This is a genomic window from Pedobacter miscanthi (assembly GCF_003315595.1).
In the GTDB taxonomy this organism is placed as follows: domain Bacteria; phylum Bacteroidota; class Bacteroidia; order Sphingobacteriales; family Sphingobacteriaceae; genus Pedobacter; species Pedobacter miscanthi.
The window spans coordinates 67,220-84,889 of record NZ_QNQU01000010.1; the positions used below are offsets into that span (position 1 = coordinate 67,220).

A 17,670-nucleotide genomic window follows, 5' to 3' on the forward strand; every position below is an offset into this window, starting at 1 on the left:
ATGAGAAATGTTCATTCTGGTGCATCTCGATGGCATGAACGCAAAACTCATCCTCAAATCATTCATTAATCAGGCTATTAAACTAATCGAAAAAGTTTTCAAGCGGATGATAATATTAATTAAGCTCGCCATAACCATTTAAATCAAAACGAGGTTACCATTATTAAAAAAAAACATCACACAAACGTGATTTATTATTTATATTTTTACCTTCTAATCCTATCCACCGATGAAAAGTATACACTTCTGGGCCGGACAAGTAGCATCCAAGGCATTATTAGAGGCCTACCTCGATCAAAGTATATACCTGAGGGTATGGGCAAAATATGATGTATAAGCAGCAGCTCCATTTCTATGGAGCGATAAGCCAAAGTTCGACAAAGGGTAAATTTGATCAAAACAAGCTATAACGAGAAGAAAAAAATAAATGAAGAAACTTTTTACAATCCTTTCTGTTCTCTTGACAACTTTTTCTGCATTTGCACAAGTTGGTAAAAATTCAGATTTATACAAAACCGTTCTAGCAAAAGACAGTTTGCTTTTTGACGTTGGTTTTAACCATTGCGACATCAAACAATTTGAGAAATTGTTGAGCGACAACCTCAAATTTTATCACGACAAAGACGGAGTTTCTGACAAAACTAAGTTTTTAACTGACTTAAAAAATGGAATTTGCAACAACCAAACCAATCGCCAAGTTCAGCGGTTTTTGGTAAAAGAAAGCACCGAAATATTTCCTCTTTATAAAAATGGGATTCTTTATGGTGCAGTTCAGAATGGCGAGCATAAATTTTCAGAAAAAAGAGAAAGTCAAGGTGGAATTGCAAAGTTTACCAACGTTTGGCAATTAGAAAACGACGAATGGAAACTAACAACCTCATTTAGTTTTAACCATCAACCTGACGATAATAAAAAAGTTGAAAAATTAGTTTTTGACAACGAAACTAAAATTGAAAAGTTGTTGAAAGAAAATAAAGTTCCGACTTTGGGAATTGGAATTATTGAAAACGGTAAACTGCAACAAGTAAAAGTTTTTGGCGAAATTTCAAAAGGTGTTTCAGCACCATTTAACACGATTTTTAATGTGGCTTCTTTAACTAAACCTGTAACAGCACTAGTTGCGTTAAAGTTGGTGAGTTTAGGAAAGTGGAATTTAGACGAACCCGTTTACAAATATTGGACTGACCCGGATATTGCCAACGACCCACGCAATAAGAAACTTACAACGAGAATTATTTTGAGCCATCAAACGGGATTTCCGAATTGGAGATATATGAACGAAACTAAAAAACTTAATTTTCAATTTGAACCAGGAACCAAATATCAGTATTCGGGCGAGGGAATGGAATATTTACGGAAAGCATTGGAAAAGAAGTTTAAAAAATCATTACAACAATTAGCTAATGAACTTATTTTTCAACCATTGAAAATGACTGATACAAAATATATTTGGGACAAAAATGTGGACACCACAAGATTGGCAATTGGGTATGATAAAGATGGAAAAGCGTACGATATTGTAAAGAATAAAATACCCAATGCCGCAGACGATTTATTGACAACTGTTGAAGATTACGGCAAATTTTTGGTTAGTGTAATGAATAGCCATGGCTTATCAAAAATTGTGTTTGAAGAAATGACCAAAAACCAAGTAGCAAGTACAAAAGGAAAGCATTTTGGTTTAGGTTTTGAAATTTATGATTTAGGAAATGGCGAAATAGCGTTGTCTCACGGCGGTTCAGACAATGGCGTTCAAACAATTGTATTTATTTTACCAAAAACTAAACAAGGACTTTTGATTTTCACAAATTCAGACACAGGCGGAAGCGTTTACGAAGATTTATTGAAACATTATTTAGGAGAAAACGGACAAAAAATATTTGACATTGAGACGAAATAAAGATACAACAGCTAACAGTTGGCAAACGGCGGGTTCAGTGTTAAATACAAGTTCAGCATTTCGATTGAACTTTTGTACTAAACCGAACATTTGTGTTTCGATTTCCGCCACTTCGCGAAGCTGCAAACCGTTAAAGCCATCTGACGTGCTAGCCTAAAAAACGGCATCAAAACTGATGTGCATCAATTACTAGGGGATTCGATTTCAGCTCAAAATCGAACCACAAGGTCTTGCCCACTATTTGTTCACGATTATAAAACGTTTTGCTGTATAACCCTCCACTTCCCACACCAACTCCGTAGTTATCACTTTTTTTAAGGTGCTGCTGTAATTTGTTCACGAAACTCTTAATGTTCTTATCTGGTGTTTTTGAGATCACCCTTAAGCTCAGGTTTTCAAGTTCATCTGGTGTAGATTTTCCGCCACGCATCTCGATGGCATGAACGCAAAACTCATCCTCAAATATATCGCCATCCCTCTCCTCAAGAAATTCCACCGAAGTGATATAGGCCAAGGAATAGCGTTCACCTGCCTTTAACAAAAAATCTTCTCTCCTGCTGACTTTTTTTAAGGCAATACGTTTTCCAGCTTTTGTTTCGATATAAACATGCATTGCCAATTCATTAATCAGGCTATTAAACTCATCAAAAAAAATTTCTAAGGGGATGATAATATTAATTAAACTCGCCGTAACCATTTAAATCAAAACGAAGTTAACTATTATTACAAAATATCACAACATCGTGATTTATTATTCCTAATTTTAGCTCATAACTTTATCTACCGATGAAAAGCATACATCTATGGGCTGGACAAGTAGCATCCAAAGCATTACTAGAGGCTTATCTCGATCAAAGGATATACCTTAAGGCATGGGCGAAATACGATAACGAACCGCCGACCGGAAACCCTGAAGAAGATGCCGAACCCTCGCCAAATTTAATGTGCGGGTTCTGTAAGGACACGGGAATTGATATTTATGATGAGGATATGATGGTGCTTAGATATTATACTCGTCAGGCCGACCTTGATAAGATAGCTAAAGATATTTCAGCAGATGCAGCGCAACTTGGGAAACTATTAAGGAAAAACAAGATCGAAAACTTTAATGCCGTGATTGCTTATGACGACAATAGCCTTAAGCCTAAAAAGTCTCCGTATCCAACCCTATTTAAATATCTGGGCAAATTGTCTGATTCGGAAACATCAACTGGCTCGAAAACCCAAACGAGCCACTACCTATGGACCGGAGATGTTCAGCTTTCAAAAGCTGAAATTATCAAAAGAACCGGACTGAAAAGCAAAGAGATCAGTGACCTGAAGTTCTTCTTTAGCAAAGAAAAGAAGAGGATTGATGAAACCATCATTCTCGGGTCGGCTGACTTAGATCTCGCTGAACAGCTGATCCTAAAGGTAGATAGTTTAGGGATTTCCCAAACCGCTAATGCAATTTTAATGCTGTCCCTAAACAGTAGTATCCAAATCAATATTGAAAAAATCAGCAAGAATCTGCACATGGATTTTATTGCAAGGCAAAATTAGACGAAATCATGAAAAAGAAATATACGATAGCGCAGTTAGCCAATCCTAAATGATTCGATTTTCACGTTAACTCGATTATTTTCTATTTTCACCAAATCGGCCATTAATGATAAGTGAAAGCTGATTGGTTCAATATTCTCCGAAAAATTCGATTCTGAAAGCCTGCAACATCGAACCGCTTTAGTAAACGGATCATTTCAACGCATTTATCTGATAAACAAGGAATTAGAAGGCAAAAAAAAAGGGCAAAAGATCTTTAAAAATCCTTTGCCCTGTGAAGGGTCAATCGCAGTCCAAAATCCAAACCAAATTATCGATGAATTAATCGAAATAGGTAGTTTTTCAGAAATTCTTGCAAATAAGTAAATCCAATATTGGTTTTGTATCAATATGCGCAAAGACAAAAGCTCCCTACCTAATTGGAGATTATCCAAAAAGTGGTCACTTGTTTTTCAATAAAGCGGCCACTTTTTTCAGCTTAAACTGATCAATTAGTTGATTTTAAGTGCTTTTAAGTTGCTTGTGAATAATGATTATTGTCAAGGGTAGGGTGACTTTAACCGAGCTCATAACGCTTTAAAAATAGATTTTATTCAGAGATAGTAACCTGGTTTTCAAAATCAGGTTTTTGGTGTGCGATAATGCATTGTAAAGGCTATTTGAATCGAAAATTGTTGGCTGGCTTTAAATATGACAGTGGTCAGGAAGATTAAAGGACAATCCTGTTCAGGTTCGGCACAGCTTTGATGCTGCAGGGATTAGATATATTTGGGGTACTACTTTATCCTACCCAACTCAGAACTGGGTAATTCCCCGGGTGTACAGTTTGAACCGGAATCCGGTGACTACTATTGGGTTCTTCCCCACTTTTGGTGGTTTTTAGTTGCTGAATACTTGAATGAATCTAACAAATGCATTGGCTGTAACGCTCTCGACACGGTTTTTCTATCATCCATAGATTGACAACTATTATTTTCTACCCAGAAAAAGAAAATTATTTATAAAATAACTATGAGCCCCAATTTGTGAGTTTGAGCGTTGCAAAAAAAAAAACATCTGTCATATTAATAAAGAAAATATTGACCACCAAAATTGGGGAAGAACCACTATTGCCGAAATCCCCGGATAGCGCAAAGAAGCTGTCGGAGACTTTTGGTAAGATTGCCCAGGACCGCGAAAGCATCAGTATTAATAGGTCGGATACTTCGATTTCCCGCTCTACGCAGATGGATTATGCGATTCCGGCATCGAAGATTGCAACGCTGTCTTCAGGGGAATTTGCGGGCCTGGTAGCGGATAGTCCGGGAGAAAAAATTCCCCAGAAGATGTTCCATGGGGAGCTGCAGAATGACAATGAGGCGATTGCCAGGGAAGAAAAGGCTTATGTTGATTACCGGAAATCAGGAAGGTGAGCGCGGAGGATGTGCAGGCAAATTATATGCGGATTAAAAGGGAGGTGCTAGATCTGGTGAATACTGAGCTGGAGAAAATGCCCAAGTTAGAGGTTAAAGAAAAACGTAAAGAAAAAAAACAGGGACAGAAAAAATCCATGGAACTGGCCAATCATGGCGATGGTCATGCGCTATCGATGTAGGAATTTAATTTATGATAGAATTAATAGATTGTCTATAAAATTTTGAGTGCATTCATTTTTTTTTATTTTAGGTCAATAAATTACGCAACTTATGTCTATAGCAACAATCCATCAAGAAGTATTCGATTTCCTGATAGAACAACATTCCATGGATGAAAACTTTTATTTCAGCCTGAGGCAGATAAACCGGAGTGGCCGCCTGGATAAGGGCTACTGGTTTCTGGGAAATGAATATTACCTTTCCGTTTCCTTTTGGATGGGAAGTGATAATAGTACCAAATCGCCTAGATTGACTTTCATTATTGTTCATGATGGGTTGACCTATTTCGAAATTGATTCCAAACACGATTCAAGACCTTTCTTTAGCCAAGACTTTCTATTAAAGTTAGGCTTTATTGAGCCGTCTCCAACTGAAGTAAACAGGAAATATTATGATTTTGAAAGAAATGACTATTTAAAATCACTTGAAAGTTTTCTCCACGGAGACAAAATCATCGTGGACGATTATGTAAGGAGGAGAATAGCTGATATCAGCGCACTGGATGAAGATCCTGAGGTTGATTTTATATGGCCATCTACTTTCGAAAAACAGCTCAAGATTGTTAAGAGGTATCAGCAGGAAAGAAAAAACAAAGAAAAGAAGACGGGTTACCTCAGAACCTTTCATATTGGCAATTTCGGTCCAATAAATGATCTTGCTTTCCCTGAAATACCGAAAGGTTGCCGATGGGTGTTTTTAACCGGGGAGAACGGCGCCGGAAAAACAAGTGTACTCAAGGCACTTGCAGCCTCAATTTGCAACAATAATGATCATGGTATTGTAGTAGCCGCTGATTACGCTGATTTTAAAACCAAAATTGGCATAGAAAGGTTGGACGGTACAGAGGAAAATTCGGTCGAGGGAAAAAACGATTTTAAAGATAAAAAGTGGCTGATTAGGGGATTTGCAGCTTATGGTCCAGTAAGGTTAATCACGGAGGGGAGCTTAAAAGGGGAATGGGCGAACCTTAATGAGAACAGAATTAGCAGAAGGGCAACCTATGGGTTATTCAGTCCGATAAATGTGCTTAGAGACGTCAGCGGTGAATATATATTGGCAGTTAAGCCAAAATACTATGATTTGACCCTAAATGACTTATTGGAAAATATCGAAACCAATCTGGAAATTATTTTACCCAATATAGATAAAGTGGAAATTGTTCCCGCTGGAAAAGGTCATCAAATTAAATATTTTCAGAAGACAGGGGAAAACAAGAATGATAAATGGTTCGTTGACTTTGAACAATTGCCCTCAGGCACTAAAAATTTCTCGGCATTAATATTAGACCTGCTCCTTAGATTTTCTGAACAGCAGGATGACGTGGCAGATATTGCAGATTACGTTGGTATAGTTTTGATTGATGAAATTGACTTGCACCTGCACCCTAAGATGCAGAAAGAAATTATTGTACAATTAGCAGAAACATTCCCCAACATTCAATTCGTTGTTACCACACATAGTCCGATACCTATGCTTGGCGCACCAAAAGATTCTATTTTCATCAATATTCATAAAAATGAGGAGAACCGGATTTGCGCGAGCAAGATTGATGTAGACATTACCAATATGCTTCCTAATACGATTTTGACCTCACCGATTTTTAATTTCGATGAGCTTATTAATGAAAACCATATACCAGAAGAGCCTTTAATGACGGAAGATGATTACAATGAGGCAATCTTTTACCGGATTTTAGAAAAAAAGATTAGGGAGAACACTATTAATCCACAGCCATGATCCATCTTCCTACAAAACAACACCATCAGGCCCCTGCCCGATTAAGTGTTGCAGGGGCGCTTCGACAGATCGAGCGTGCCTTCTTGGGCGCAGATGGGGATGAATACAATGCTACTTATTATCCACATCAGGAAGTAACAGATCTTCTGAGGGCCTATTCTATTCACAAGACCGCGCTTGCTCCCGGTGATCAGCCCAAGTGTAATTATTGTGAATCCAGAATTGAACATGCTGCAACATTACAGGTGGAACATTATAGGCCGAAAGCAAAAGTTGAAGCTGGAGAAAATGATAATGTTGAAACTTCGGGGTATTTCTGGCTGGGTCTTGAGTGGACGAATCTCTTATTGGCATGTCCAAAATGCAACGGCAAGGATGCCAAAGGAAATAAATTTCCAATTGCGGGAATAAGAGCCGTGCCGCACAACCCTGTGCAAAGGGCAGGGAGAGTCCTAAGCCTTGTCCGTACAGATTGCTTAACAAATTGTTTGGTACTGCAGCAGGAACTGCCAATTTTATTAAATCCAGAGGTAGATCATCCGGAAAATTGTTTGACATTCAATATTCTTGGACACATCAGGGGCATTGGCAATGATGCATATAGGGCAGATAAAAGTGCTGAAATTTACAGGCTAAATCGCGATGAGCTCCAAATCAACCGTAAAAAAGTATGGGATGCGATTAAAAACGATATTAATGTCGATATAGGTGGTCATCAGGCAAACTTTTTAACAGAAGACGGGCTGAGGTTCCGCTTCCGTGCTTTGGCCGCTAAGCTGATAAAGCGAAAAGAAGCCTCTGAAGAATATACACTATGGGGCCGTTTTTTAAATACTGAAATTGCCTTAATGTTAACCTATTTGGACGCATTTTATCGCAATTTGTTCATCGAGGAATATAATGATGTTCTAGCCAATCAACCTTAGGTAGAGCAATGAAGATTAAACATTATGAAATGAATATTCCGGTAGCCAATCCCTTCGAGAATTGTGTATTGGACCGTGAAAAATATGCTAAGGCATTGATGAGTCTGCTCGCAAATTATAAGGGTGGCTTTGTACTGTCCATCAATAATGTGTTCCGTACCTGATATTTCAATGCCTGGGAAAATGATTTTGGCAGTGCCCCCTTAGTGGCAATTATTTCTGAACTGAAAACGCTTCAGGGGAAGAAGAATGATGCTATTTTTAAAAGTGTCCTTCAGAAGGCGGCGGTAATCAGTAAGAATGTTGCGCCTGGATTGATCAAGGCGTTCGCCGAAAAATATATCAAGACAGAGGTTTTACTCGATGCGATTAAGGGGGCAAGTGAGGGAGCGGCAGAAATCTTCAAGGAAGAGGTGGATAATTATGCCAGGAAAAAGCAGGGGCATATAGAATTCCGGGAGGAACTGGAAATCCCTTGCTCAAACATTTAGTACACCAGTTTTTCTCCAGCAGCTGATCCTCAACCGTTACGATATCCGGGTAACTATCATCGGACAAAGCGTATTTGCCGTCAGAATTGGTAGAAAAGGTAATGAAGTGGATTGGCGTAGGCCTGAAGTCGAAAAACATTATCAGCAATTTCAGCTCCCCAGAGCTTTGGAGGAAAAACTACTAACCATCATGACCCATTTTAAGATGGTCTATTCAGCTATTGATCTGATCGAAACCCCAGATGGAGATTTTGTTTTTTTGGAAATCAACCCCGTGGGTGAATGGGCCTGGCTGGAGTTGGAACTGGGCATGAATATCTCAGAGAAACTGATTGATGAATTATTATGAGTGAGCTTAAAGAATACCTGGCACCGCTGGTGATGCCACAAAAAAAGATCAGACCGTTACTAAAAAGCTTAAAAAGTTCGTGGAGCATTCTCATTCATGGAATTTTGCCCCACCAAAGCGCTGTTCAACCTGAAAAACTTTTTTTTGACGAGCACATTGGCAGCGAGGAAGAATATATGGCGGAACTGGCTATGGAACTCTACAAAGAATCCACCGCCCGTATCGATGCACTGGAAGAGAAGGGATTTAAATTATTGACCTACATCTCTGCAATATCGGCCATTTCGGTTTACTTTATCGGAAAGGAACTAGATGGCTTTTTCAAATATACTGTGATTGCTTCACTGCTATTTTTGGTCATCGCGATAGTAATCTCGCTGCGCTGTATTGGGATCAAACAACAAAAAGCATTGTTCATCGATAGCCTGTTCAAATTTGAGACAGATGCAGCGCCAAGTGCACAAAGTAAAAAGGCTATAATCGCCAGTCTGATCAACTGCGCGGTCTTTAATTAAACCGTTTCCGATAATACCGCAGACATACTGCGTGCCTCCAGATTTATGCTCTCCATTGGTATATGGACCACGGCACTTTCCTGTGTCTTTTTTCTTTATAAATCTCCTGACAAAGCGGAAATGCGTATGGTAAAATTTTCTGACAGCACCTATATAAGGGATGCTGTATCAAACTTAAAAATCCAATCCCTGTCAAATGCAGCCCAGGAGAAATTAAACCACCAATTGAAAACAAAACTGGACTCTCTTGAAATGATCACCCGAAAATATATCAATGAAAAGCCGGGAAATGACACCGGTAAGTAACAACCATAAACGCTGTATAATTGGATATTTCAGCTAAAGTGACTACTCCATCCGGGATGATACTGAATTTCGCTTAAAACAGGCATTATCACTTATTTTTAAAAAGAATCTTAAGAACCGGTTCCAATTCTAAAGTCAGATATAAGTAGGTAATCAATTTTATCGCATTTATTTTTGTTCCAAAATCATTATTTGCCCCGTGTAAAATAGAATGCCGGTTTAAAACATCTGCATCTCCCTTTTCTGATCTGTAGTAACCATAATACTGGTTACTAAATGTAAGGAAAGAACTGAGTGCCATACCTGCAAAGCCAAGGCCATGTTCGTGTTTTTCAGATAACACTTTGTATTCTGCCCTGCTGATTTCATTTTTAGTCAATAAAACCATTAGTTTCCGGGTTGCAGCCCCGGGTTTTAGGTTATCGATTTCTTGCTCGCCAAATCCAGCTGCCTTGAACATGGCATTTACAGAAACCATATCTTTGCCAAAATCCTTGGTATCAAAATAACGGCGGGTTAGAAAATCTAAAATCGGATATATAGAAGTAATACAGGATGCGTAACGACCCTTTTTAAAATTCGCAAAGATCTCTTTTACAATATCTCTTTTTTCCTGAAGTATCTGGTTTTCAATAATTTTTAGAGACAGATAATCATAGTTTTCATTAAATAATTCAATATTGAAGGTTGAAATATTTGTCACACCGAAAAACCTACAGATTAAAGGAACGATGAGATAATCAAAATATTCCAATTTCTTTCGCTTATGATAACGTAAAAGCCACATACATCTGGTTATAATGTTTCTTGGCATCTCAAATGCTTCATCAATCTTTAATCTAAGCCCGCCAAACAGATCAAAATATTTAAAATCATTCATTCCAAGTTTTGTAAACATAAACTCATTGAGATATCCAATTTTGATTTTTGCAGGGTTAACGTATAAAGGAAGCGGCCAATTGTGCTCATCGTAAATCCAACAGGCATAACGCATCACATCTATCGTTCTGTGGCGGAGATACAATTGTAAACTTTCACTTATATTTTTAGGATAAACCGGGAGTTTAGTTTTTGGCTTTTTAGGTATTTTCTTTTTTAATGTCTCTAGATTAGCCTTCAGTTTTTTGGAATCCATTGTAATTTTTATTGAAAAGATTTTAACTGAATTTCTTTTTTTCTGCTAGGTCAAAGTACGGAAATCATAGCCTTTTGAAGTTCAATCCCGACTGTACTTCGTATTGACACGAGGTACTCTACCAACAACCTAAAGAGCACTAACGAATCTTCATCAATTAGGTTAGCACGGTATTTATGCCATAATGTATTCAAGCAGTCTTCCAATTTTTTATCGTGTTTAGGATGGCCGACATAAATTCTTCCCTCGGGAGCATTCTCTTTCATTTTAAGTGCCATGCCAAAAAAGAGATTCAACGTGTAAAGCCCTTTAAAAAGCATAAAAATCCCCGAAGGAGTAGGCAAAAACTTTAAAAGGCCTAGCATTACGTACGGATTGAGACTAGATTTGGTAAGATATATCGAATAAAGATCCTGACATCGCGCCGTAAAATCACTAAAATCATCTTCCCAAATACCAACTGTGTCGGGATCTAATCCGTAGAGACAAAGCCGGAAGTCACTTTGCCTGTCAACAGAAGCGATCTTCCAGGTCTCTAGGTCCTTGGTAAATATCACCATTCGGTGGAGCAGCTGTACCATCATACCATGCTCAGCCGGTCTATCGATATTTTTGAGGTAGAAACACCTCATTAATAGTTCAATCTGCTTAACACCGATATAGCCGTATTGCAGAATTGGCTGCCAGAATACATCTTGCCGGCTCTCCTCTTCTATTGAAAAAACAACTGTCCAGAGATTCATTAGCATATACCTTGAAAGCTCGTCTGGAAAATCGTCAAGTTTTTTTCCACCGGGCACAATAGGCCCCATCTGATAGATCATATAGGCAATACCTTTTAGCCAATAACCTTCGATCAGTTGTGTATCTTCTGGTGATAGTGAGTCCAAAGTTATTGGCAATGCTTTAAAAAAAGCTAAAATATAATCATTGTTTGCGGGAGCTAAGCGGGAATAGTCCGGACTGTTTTCCTTATCCTCTCGTCTTCCCCTGCCCTTAGCCAGGCGGACTTCATGCTGCTTCAACTTCTCCCAGTCCATGGGCAGACCGGCTATCCGGTTATCTATAAAATCCTCAATCAAGTTTTTGAAATCCTCAGAAAGGTCTGGCTTATAGGGTTTACTTTGAAAACAATATCTCAAAAGCAGATTCTGCAATTGAAGGAATTCAGGATCGGACCAGTTTCTTAGCATGCCGGCATACTGGAAAACCTTCTGGGTAGAATCGAGGTTAAAAAGCAGCAGACACATGGCAATAATTTCGCGGCCTAGCCTGGATTGTGTATCATGAAAATAAAGCCCAGGTGCCATTATGCACAGGAAAGAATGCCAGTTCAGACCAGTACCGAATTCATGGGATTTTTCCAGGTTAATAAATCTGTGTTTTAAAATAGCCAATGTGGTGTTAGCTATATATTCCCAGTACCCGAAATGCTCATCTTCCCAGATTTTGCTTGAAAAAATCAACCTGGCCGCTACTGCTGTAATATGGGTATATGGGGAGTGGATCGAATATTTATCGGGTTTATACGGTCCACTTTGTTCCCAAATTCGAACAAGAGTGGTTAAGGATTCAAAATACTTTTTGGATTCATCCAAATTCAGCAGCTCTCCGTCTTTTATTGCCTGCATTTGCTGATACTCTTCAACAAAAAGATTAGCAGATTCGGTTTTCTTTTTACGTGTTTTTTTTGTGCTGGGTACTGGTAATGGTTTTTGACTGTAGCTAATTACTTCATCATTTCTCCATTCCAAATTATAATTTTCAAGATCAAAATAATATAGCAGGTCATTGGCATACTGTCCCAGATTCTTATCAGACGGGGCTGATTCCGCCCGTAACTTCCAGGCTTTAATCACTCGCTCAAAATTTTCACGATATGTGGAATCCAATATAAATTTGGGATGGAGAATTGCCGTTATGGGTGTAAAGCGCTGGCTGCGCTTGTCCCACTTTTCCTTTTGCGGATACCAGGACTTTGGAAAGCCGATATAAGACCATGCATCATACTTCGAGTTATACATCCTGTCATAATATACCAAATCCAAATTAATAAGAAGATCATGCAGGATGGCATCAAAAAGTACAGGCTTGGATTTCCCCACCACAAAAACAAGTCCGAGGATGGCGAGGGATTTTGTTTTTTCCAGCATATACTCAAGATAAGGGGAAATATCTACGGCCTCTTCCAGCTTATCATACAGGAAATTTTCCAGAGACATCAGAATCGATATCAACATATCGGGCGTACCTGCTGTTCCCATGTCTTTATTCCAGCCAAACACCCGGTAATCACCAAAGAAAAATTTCGAATGCTCTCCAATACCAACCGAAAGGCCAATGGGGCCATCATCCTTGTGATAGTTTTTTTCAATATAACGATCAGTGCAAAAATCCGTCAATTTACAGATAAAACCAATAGCTTCATGGGGGCTAAATTTTAGAAAATTTGTAAACGGTCCCCGTAAGAAAAACGGCGTATTATAGTCAAAATCATTGACGATAAAAAGATTACCATCTTCGGGACGGTGATAAAAGGGGGGGATATCATTTGGTTCATCTATAATACAGGCCAGAAGTAGCTCGCCAGCCAATCCTGGCTCAAGCAGATACATGGGTGTTAAAGTGTCGGCCTCCATGCACACTTTCCTGAACTCTTCATTTATCCGGCTTGTTGGTCCATCAGGCCAGGGCTTGGTCCTATGATCATTGGGGATGTAATTTTCTAACTTCTCTTTCTCCCTACAGGCAAGCTTTAGGCTGAGTTCCTTGACTTCCGCCCTTGCTTCTGCAAATCCGAATAACATGGCTTTAATAGCCTTTTGGTTTGCATCCTTCACTTCACCACCTGGATAGGTATTACGTTTTGATGCTATTTTGGCAACAATATGAATTGCGATTTTAACGGCCCTGTCCCGCAAGAGAAAGCTGGGAGCATGTTTTAACCAAATGAATACCATTTTTGAAAGCCCGATTTCATCCAAGCCCGCAACAACTTCAAGATTCCCTAAAATAAAATCCAATACTGGTGGCCAATAGTGAAATATTGGTAAACGGTCGATATCTATTGCTTTTTGTTCTGCAATTCCAACTTCCCTGCAACTTCTTAAGACTTCGGGATTGACTGTAGTTGCCTTGATGAGAAATAGTTCAATTAAACGCTTTAAGTACTCCCCCTCTTTTTTGAACAATAATTCTTTATGTGTTTCAAGGCTTTGGTCTGAGTTTGAACCGATAAAAAGTCCTGTCAGAAAAACATCTTGTATGATGATACTTTTGGTCTCGCTGGAACTTAAGCCCATAAACTGCTTTTGCCAGGCATTACTGCCACTTTCACGCGCTAGCAGAAAAAGAGCGTAGAGTTGTATTGCCCGGTCCCACATAATTGTTGAAACCTTTTTTTCTTCTGTAAAACTTTTGAACTTATCGCTAGAAGAACGAAAATGCCGGTATCTCGCCCAATCTCCGTATAGATCATGAACAAAACTTATCTTCCCGTCACGAAAGCGAAGAAACCCTCTGGTAACCAGATCATCAACCGGATCCAGATCACTCGTGGTAAACCGAGAGGTATCAATAGTTAGGTTAAGGCTGTCTGCTTGTATTGAAGCCAAAGCGATCATAAAGGAAGGGTGCTTTACGCCCATTTTTTCAATCTCCTCCCTCCAGATCAAATCAATTATAACTGTTTCTGAAAAAGTGTCCTCATCATGGCTCAGCTGCGAAATGTGATAGGATAGCTTGTCTAAAAGTTTAAGGTTACTGACAATTTTGCGAAATTTTTCATCCAGCATCAGTCTAGCAAGCTCCGGAAAGGCTTCTATCAACGCTATATTTTCACGCTCACCAAGATTTTCTACCATAACAAGCGCATCGCTTGTAACTGAAATATTTCTTCTGCTAAGAAACAGGTAAACCTCACTGACACTGTCGGAAGGGATGGTAAACAAAATTTTCCAGGAACTATCGCCCAGTGCTAAAATAAACCGGAGCAATCTTGCCAGCCTATCCTGCTGTTGTGGGTTGGTAAGTTTTTCCGGCCCATCAATGATCAAATAAGATGGTCTGGTTGTACCCTTCTCAATCAGTTCTTCCAGGCTATGTTCAAGGCCGAGACCATTACTTAAGTTGGGTAACTCAAAATCCACTGCCTCCAGCCAAATTACATTTGCAGAAGACGCAACTGTTTGGACAAACTTTTTGGCAGCTATCGTTTTCCCTGCTCCCGAGCTGCCTGATAGTATACAGATGTGATTATTAATAAAATTTTTCTGGATTAATTCCAGCTGATTAGTTCTCGAAAAATTAATCTTTCCTCCAATTGTATCTTGCAAAATCCCAATTGACAGGGCTGTTCTTTCCCTAACCTTATCCCAGTCTTTTTTGAAGACAGGAAAATCTTTTAACCTAAAAACTGGCAGCAGAAGCCCTATAAGTTTTATTGAATCAAGATAACCACCAAACGGTGCAAAATCCCTGGGAATAGATCTTAAAAATGCGTAAAGCTTTGTTTTCTCTTCAATTGTGGGGTTTTCCAATAATTCACCACAAAAATCCAGGGCTCTTTCGGCCGAAGTAGACTGAGCTGCATTTAAGTCCAACGAAAAGAAAACAAATTTTGACAACATCAACACAGATTCTTCTTTCTTCAATCCAGAAAGCACAAACAAGGAATCCGGACACTGAAATGAAAGATATATTGAACGCTTCTGTACAGAATTTGCTTTGTGTTTGGTGTTTTTCTGATAAAAAACAGCTGCATCCTGAAGTCTGGCCTGTTGAATCACCGCATCTAAATCCTCGCCCAGTTTTCTGGCCAGCGGTGGTTGAATTAGACCACAGTAATCTTTATTGCTGTTAAAAGGATTGTCTTCTTTCTCCAGATACTGTTGCCACAACAGCTGGTTTAGCTCAGAATCAATCCCATTATTATTAATATGCTGATTGCTTTTTATCGAAAATCCAATTTTATATTCTTCCGTTCCGGAATCCATCGTCAAAACCACATCATCAAATAACCAGCCGTTCGCTCTCATCTGCAATTCGATGCGGACGATAGTCCCAAATGTTGGACCAAATGGCTGCTTATTGCAGAGCATGCAAAGCGAGAGGTAGGCAACAACGTTATCCTCGTACGTTGTACCGTTCATTCCAGTCTGTAAAGTTGTTGCGATTTCCCCCATGGTTATGTATTCCCCTAAGGTAAAAAGTGTGGATCAAAATTATCTGATCACTGGGAGGAATTTATCCACAAAAGAAACTTTTACAACAGAGGCCCATCACTTTTGCGAAGGCTTCCCTTTCTGATATTGCGCTCTTAGCGCCTGCTGTCGGGGATCAGCATATAGCGCTTTTATATTTTCATCATTAATGACCTGATTAGCGAAAAAAAAGCAAACCAAACTTAATTCTGAATAGAAGATTTTAGAAGGGCGCAACCCAAATAATGTTCAGCAAATTGCAAGCCAGAGATAAACTTATTATGTATGCATCATCGCTGGAGCACGCAGCCGGTGATCATTTACCTAACTTTCATTACCAAAGATCTGATGACATTGGATAACGTCCTAAAATCCCATAGTAGCTTTGTGGTAAATGAAGTGAAGCGAAATCTGAACTATCCGCTTCACTAAAAAATACCAATAATAATTTAGTTAAGGTTTAAAGACTGATCATCAGCCTGAGCTGCTAATTGGATAACATAGCCAACCGAAAAAGAGTCGATTAAAGAAAGCGCATAGTTACGGTCTATTGGCAACATATCAGGTGTCAATACATCTTCATCAATGAATTTTTCCGCATCCCATAACAAACGGGTCAACTCGGGATTCTCAGGTTCGATACGCTCAAAGACACGCTCAAATGCCTGATTTGCTGCCGTAATGAATTCTTCACGGTCATCCTTATTTAGTGGGAGCGAAGATATTTTTGTGGTAGGAACACTTGATACACTGTCATCCTTTTCCCATTCAATTTCAATATCTTCGTCTTTTAACAGTCGATAATCATCGTAATAAATGTCTTGTTCTCCTTCCAGGAAAACGTCTGTAAAGATTTGCAATTTAAATTCATCATCAAGCTTTACTTTATTTTCAGTTTCAATATGCGAAAGGTAATCAACCCAGTCCCGTACACTAACTCTATCCATGTTATCATAAAGTAAAAATGATAACTCAATTTTGGCTGGCGAAGCTTTTGAAAAGTCTGACCACTTATCCAGGCCGCATAATTTTGCAATTACATGCAGGGCATTCCCTAACTTAAAGTTTTCTTCATTAATATTGAAGTCATGTACGAGCAAGTCGAACTTGAAAAATTTCGGATCGTAGTCATACACGTTACGCCGCAGTTTAGGATCAAATGAAGAGGTTTGGGTTTTGAAATCTTTGTGAAGATTTTTTGCTTGGAGTTTTAAATACTCAATAGGTGTCATAATACATTCCTGTTTAGACCTACTTAACTATCCTTTGTATTTGCGTTCGTAATCTTGTTTGGATAATAAGCAGGAGGTTTGCATTATTAAACAATTAATTGGCTGAATAGATCTTTGCACGAACGAGCAAGCTTGCCAAAAAGCTTACACAATTATAGAAATAAAAATTCTTAATGTCAATACCTGAATTCAGCTTAAAATTATTTTGGATATTTTTCGAGGCATAAGACTCAACCAAATAAACCTCCCAAAAAACCATCAAAATTCACAAGAAAAAATTTAACAATTTTATCTATACGGTAATAGGTACTAATTTTAAATAATCCAATAGTTGCAGAATGAAATAGCACTCGATGAAAGCGTGGTAATTCGGTTATAGTCCGTCTATTCTCGTATCCGGTCCGGCCTTAACTTAGTGCTTATTATTTTAAGTACATAATATAAATACTATGGATGCAATACTGAGCCTCAACTTCGTGAACATGATTGAAACACTTTTTTTGACCTTAAAATATATTGATATGACGATAATTGTCCTCATCATAGCCCTATTGCCAATATTTGGCTTCGCTGCATTTACCTTCAAGGGAAACATAAAACCAAATGAAAAGAAATCGATGACATTCAAGTCCTGGTTATTCAGCTTTACCATTAACCATGAAAAAGGCGAAGATCTGAATGATGAAAACACCGAAGTTTAGG

General features: G+C 38.7%; 14 protein-coding genes and 1 pseudogene. 11 read left to right on the top strand and 4 right to left on the bottom strand.

The annotated features are described in order from the left end of the window. Positions 1-427: 427 nt before the first annotated feature. The gene (locus DRW42_RS12980; protein WP_113949255.1) at positions 428-1,900 is read left to right on the top strand and encodes a serine hydrolase domain-containing protein; all 1,473 of its coding nucleotides are present in this window, start codon (positions 428-430) and stop codon (positions 1,898-1,900) included. A 166-nt stretch (positions 1,901-2,066) separates the two neighbouring features. Here DRW42_RS12980 and DRW42_RS12985 read toward each other — a convergent pair whose 3' ends face one another. Continuing rightward, positions 2,067-2,597: a hypothetical protein gene (locus tag DRW42_RS12985; protein ID WP_113949256.1), complete on the bottom strand. Its 531-nt coding sequence runs from the start codon at positions 2,595-2,597 to the stop codon at positions 2,067-2,069. An 89-nt stretch (positions 2,598-2,686) separates the two neighbouring features. Between DRW42_RS12985 and DRW42_RS12990 the strand changes: the two genes are divergently transcribed. The 9 genes and pseudogenes from DRW42_RS12990 (at position 2,687) to DRW42_RS13025 (ending at position 9,094) form a co-directional block, all read left to right on the top strand. Continuing rightward, on the top strand, positions 2,687-3,442 hold the full coding sequence (locus DRW42_RS12990) for an immunity 22 family protein (protein WP_113949257.1): 756 nt from the start codon (positions 2,687-2,689) through the stop codon (positions 3,440-3,442). Positions 3,443-4,551: 1,109 nt separating this feature from the next. Continuing rightward, the gene (locus tag DRW42_RS12995; protein WP_147243738.1) at positions 4,552-4,854 is read left to right on the top strand and encodes a hypothetical protein; all 303 of its coding nucleotides are present in this window, start codon (positions 4,552-4,554) and stop codon (positions 4,852-4,854) included. A gap of 26 nt (positions 4,855-4,880) precedes the next feature. Then, positions 4,881-5,036, top strand: coding sequence for a hypothetical protein (locus DRW42_RS28775; RefSeq protein WP_158544337.1), 156 nt, complete (start codon positions 4,881-4,883; stop codon positions 5,034-5,036). A 91-nt stretch (positions 5,037-5,127) separates the two neighbouring features. Continuing rightward, positions 5,128-6,813 carry an AAA family ATPase gene (locus tag DRW42_RS13005; protein WP_113949260.1) on the top strand — a complete coding sequence of 562 codons (1,686 nt, stop codon included), beginning with the start codon at positions 5,128-5,130 and terminating at the stop codon, positions 6,811-6,813. Then, positions 6,810-7,739: an HNH endonuclease gene (locus tag DRW42_RS13010; protein WP_113949261.1), complete on the top strand. Its 930-nt coding sequence runs from the start codon at positions 6,810-6,812 to the stop codon at positions 7,737-7,739. The genes DRW42_RS13005 and DRW42_RS13010 overlap by 4 nt, the downstream gene beginning before the upstream one ends. A gap of 8 nt (positions 7,740-7,747) precedes the next feature. After that, positions 7,748-7,903, top strand: coding sequence for a hypothetical protein (locus DRW42_RS28780; protein ID WP_158544338.1), 156 nt, complete (start codon positions 7,748-7,750; stop codon positions 7,901-7,903). A 42-nt stretch (positions 7,904-7,945) separates the two neighbouring features. Further along, positions 7,946-8,230: a hypothetical protein gene (locus DRW42_RS13015; protein ID WP_113949262.1), complete on the top strand. Its 285-nt coding sequence runs from the start codon at positions 7,946-7,948 to the stop codon at positions 8,228-8,230. Between the two features lie 10 nt (positions 8,231-8,240). Beyond that, positions 8,241-8,579: pseudogene (locus DRW42_RS13020) on the top strand (MvdC/MvdD family ATP grasp protein); the annotation flags it as partial. After that, on the top strand, positions 8,576-9,094 hold the full coding sequence (locus tag DRW42_RS13025) for a hypothetical protein (protein ID WP_113949264.1): 519 nt from the start codon (positions 8,576-8,578) through the stop codon (positions 9,092-9,094). The pseudogene DRW42_RS13020 and the gene DRW42_RS13025, both read left to right, overlap by 4 nt. A 394-nt stretch (positions 9,095-9,488) precedes the next feature. On the opposite strand, the gene DRW42_RS13035 is transcribed toward DRW42_RS13025, so the two are convergent. The 3 genes from DRW42_RS13035 to DRW42_RS13045 all read right to left on the bottom strand — a co-directional run bounded on the left by DRW42_RS13035 (position 9,489) and on the right by DRW42_RS13045 (position 16,968). Next, a complete protein-coding gene (locus tag DRW42_RS13035) occupies positions 9,489-10,535 on the bottom strand; it encodes a hypothetical protein (RefSeq protein ID WP_113949266.1) in 1,047 nt (348 codons plus the stop codon). Between the two features lie 50 nt (positions 10,536-10,585). Further along, a complete protein-coding gene (locus DRW42_RS13040; RefSeq protein WP_113949267.1) occupies positions 10,586-15,718 on the bottom strand; it encodes a P-loop NTPase family protein in 5,133 nt (1,710 codons plus the stop codon). 467 nt (positions 15,719-16,185) lie between these two features. Next, positions 16,186-16,968 carry a hypothetical protein gene (locus DRW42_RS13045; protein WP_113949268.1) on the bottom strand — a complete coding sequence of 261 codons (783 nt, stop codon included), beginning with the start codon at positions 16,966-16,968 and terminating at the stop codon, positions 16,186-16,188. A gap of 521 nt (positions 16,969-17,489) precedes the next feature. Here DRW42_RS13045 and DRW42_RS13050 point away from each other — a divergent pair. Continuing rightward, positions 17,490-17,669 carry a hypothetical protein gene (locus tag DRW42_RS13050; protein ID WP_147243739.1) on the top strand — a complete coding sequence of 60 codons (180 nt, stop codon included), beginning with the start codon at positions 17,490-17,492 and terminating at the stop codon, positions 17,667-17,669. The last annotated feature ends 1 nt before the right edge of the window (position 17,670 follow it).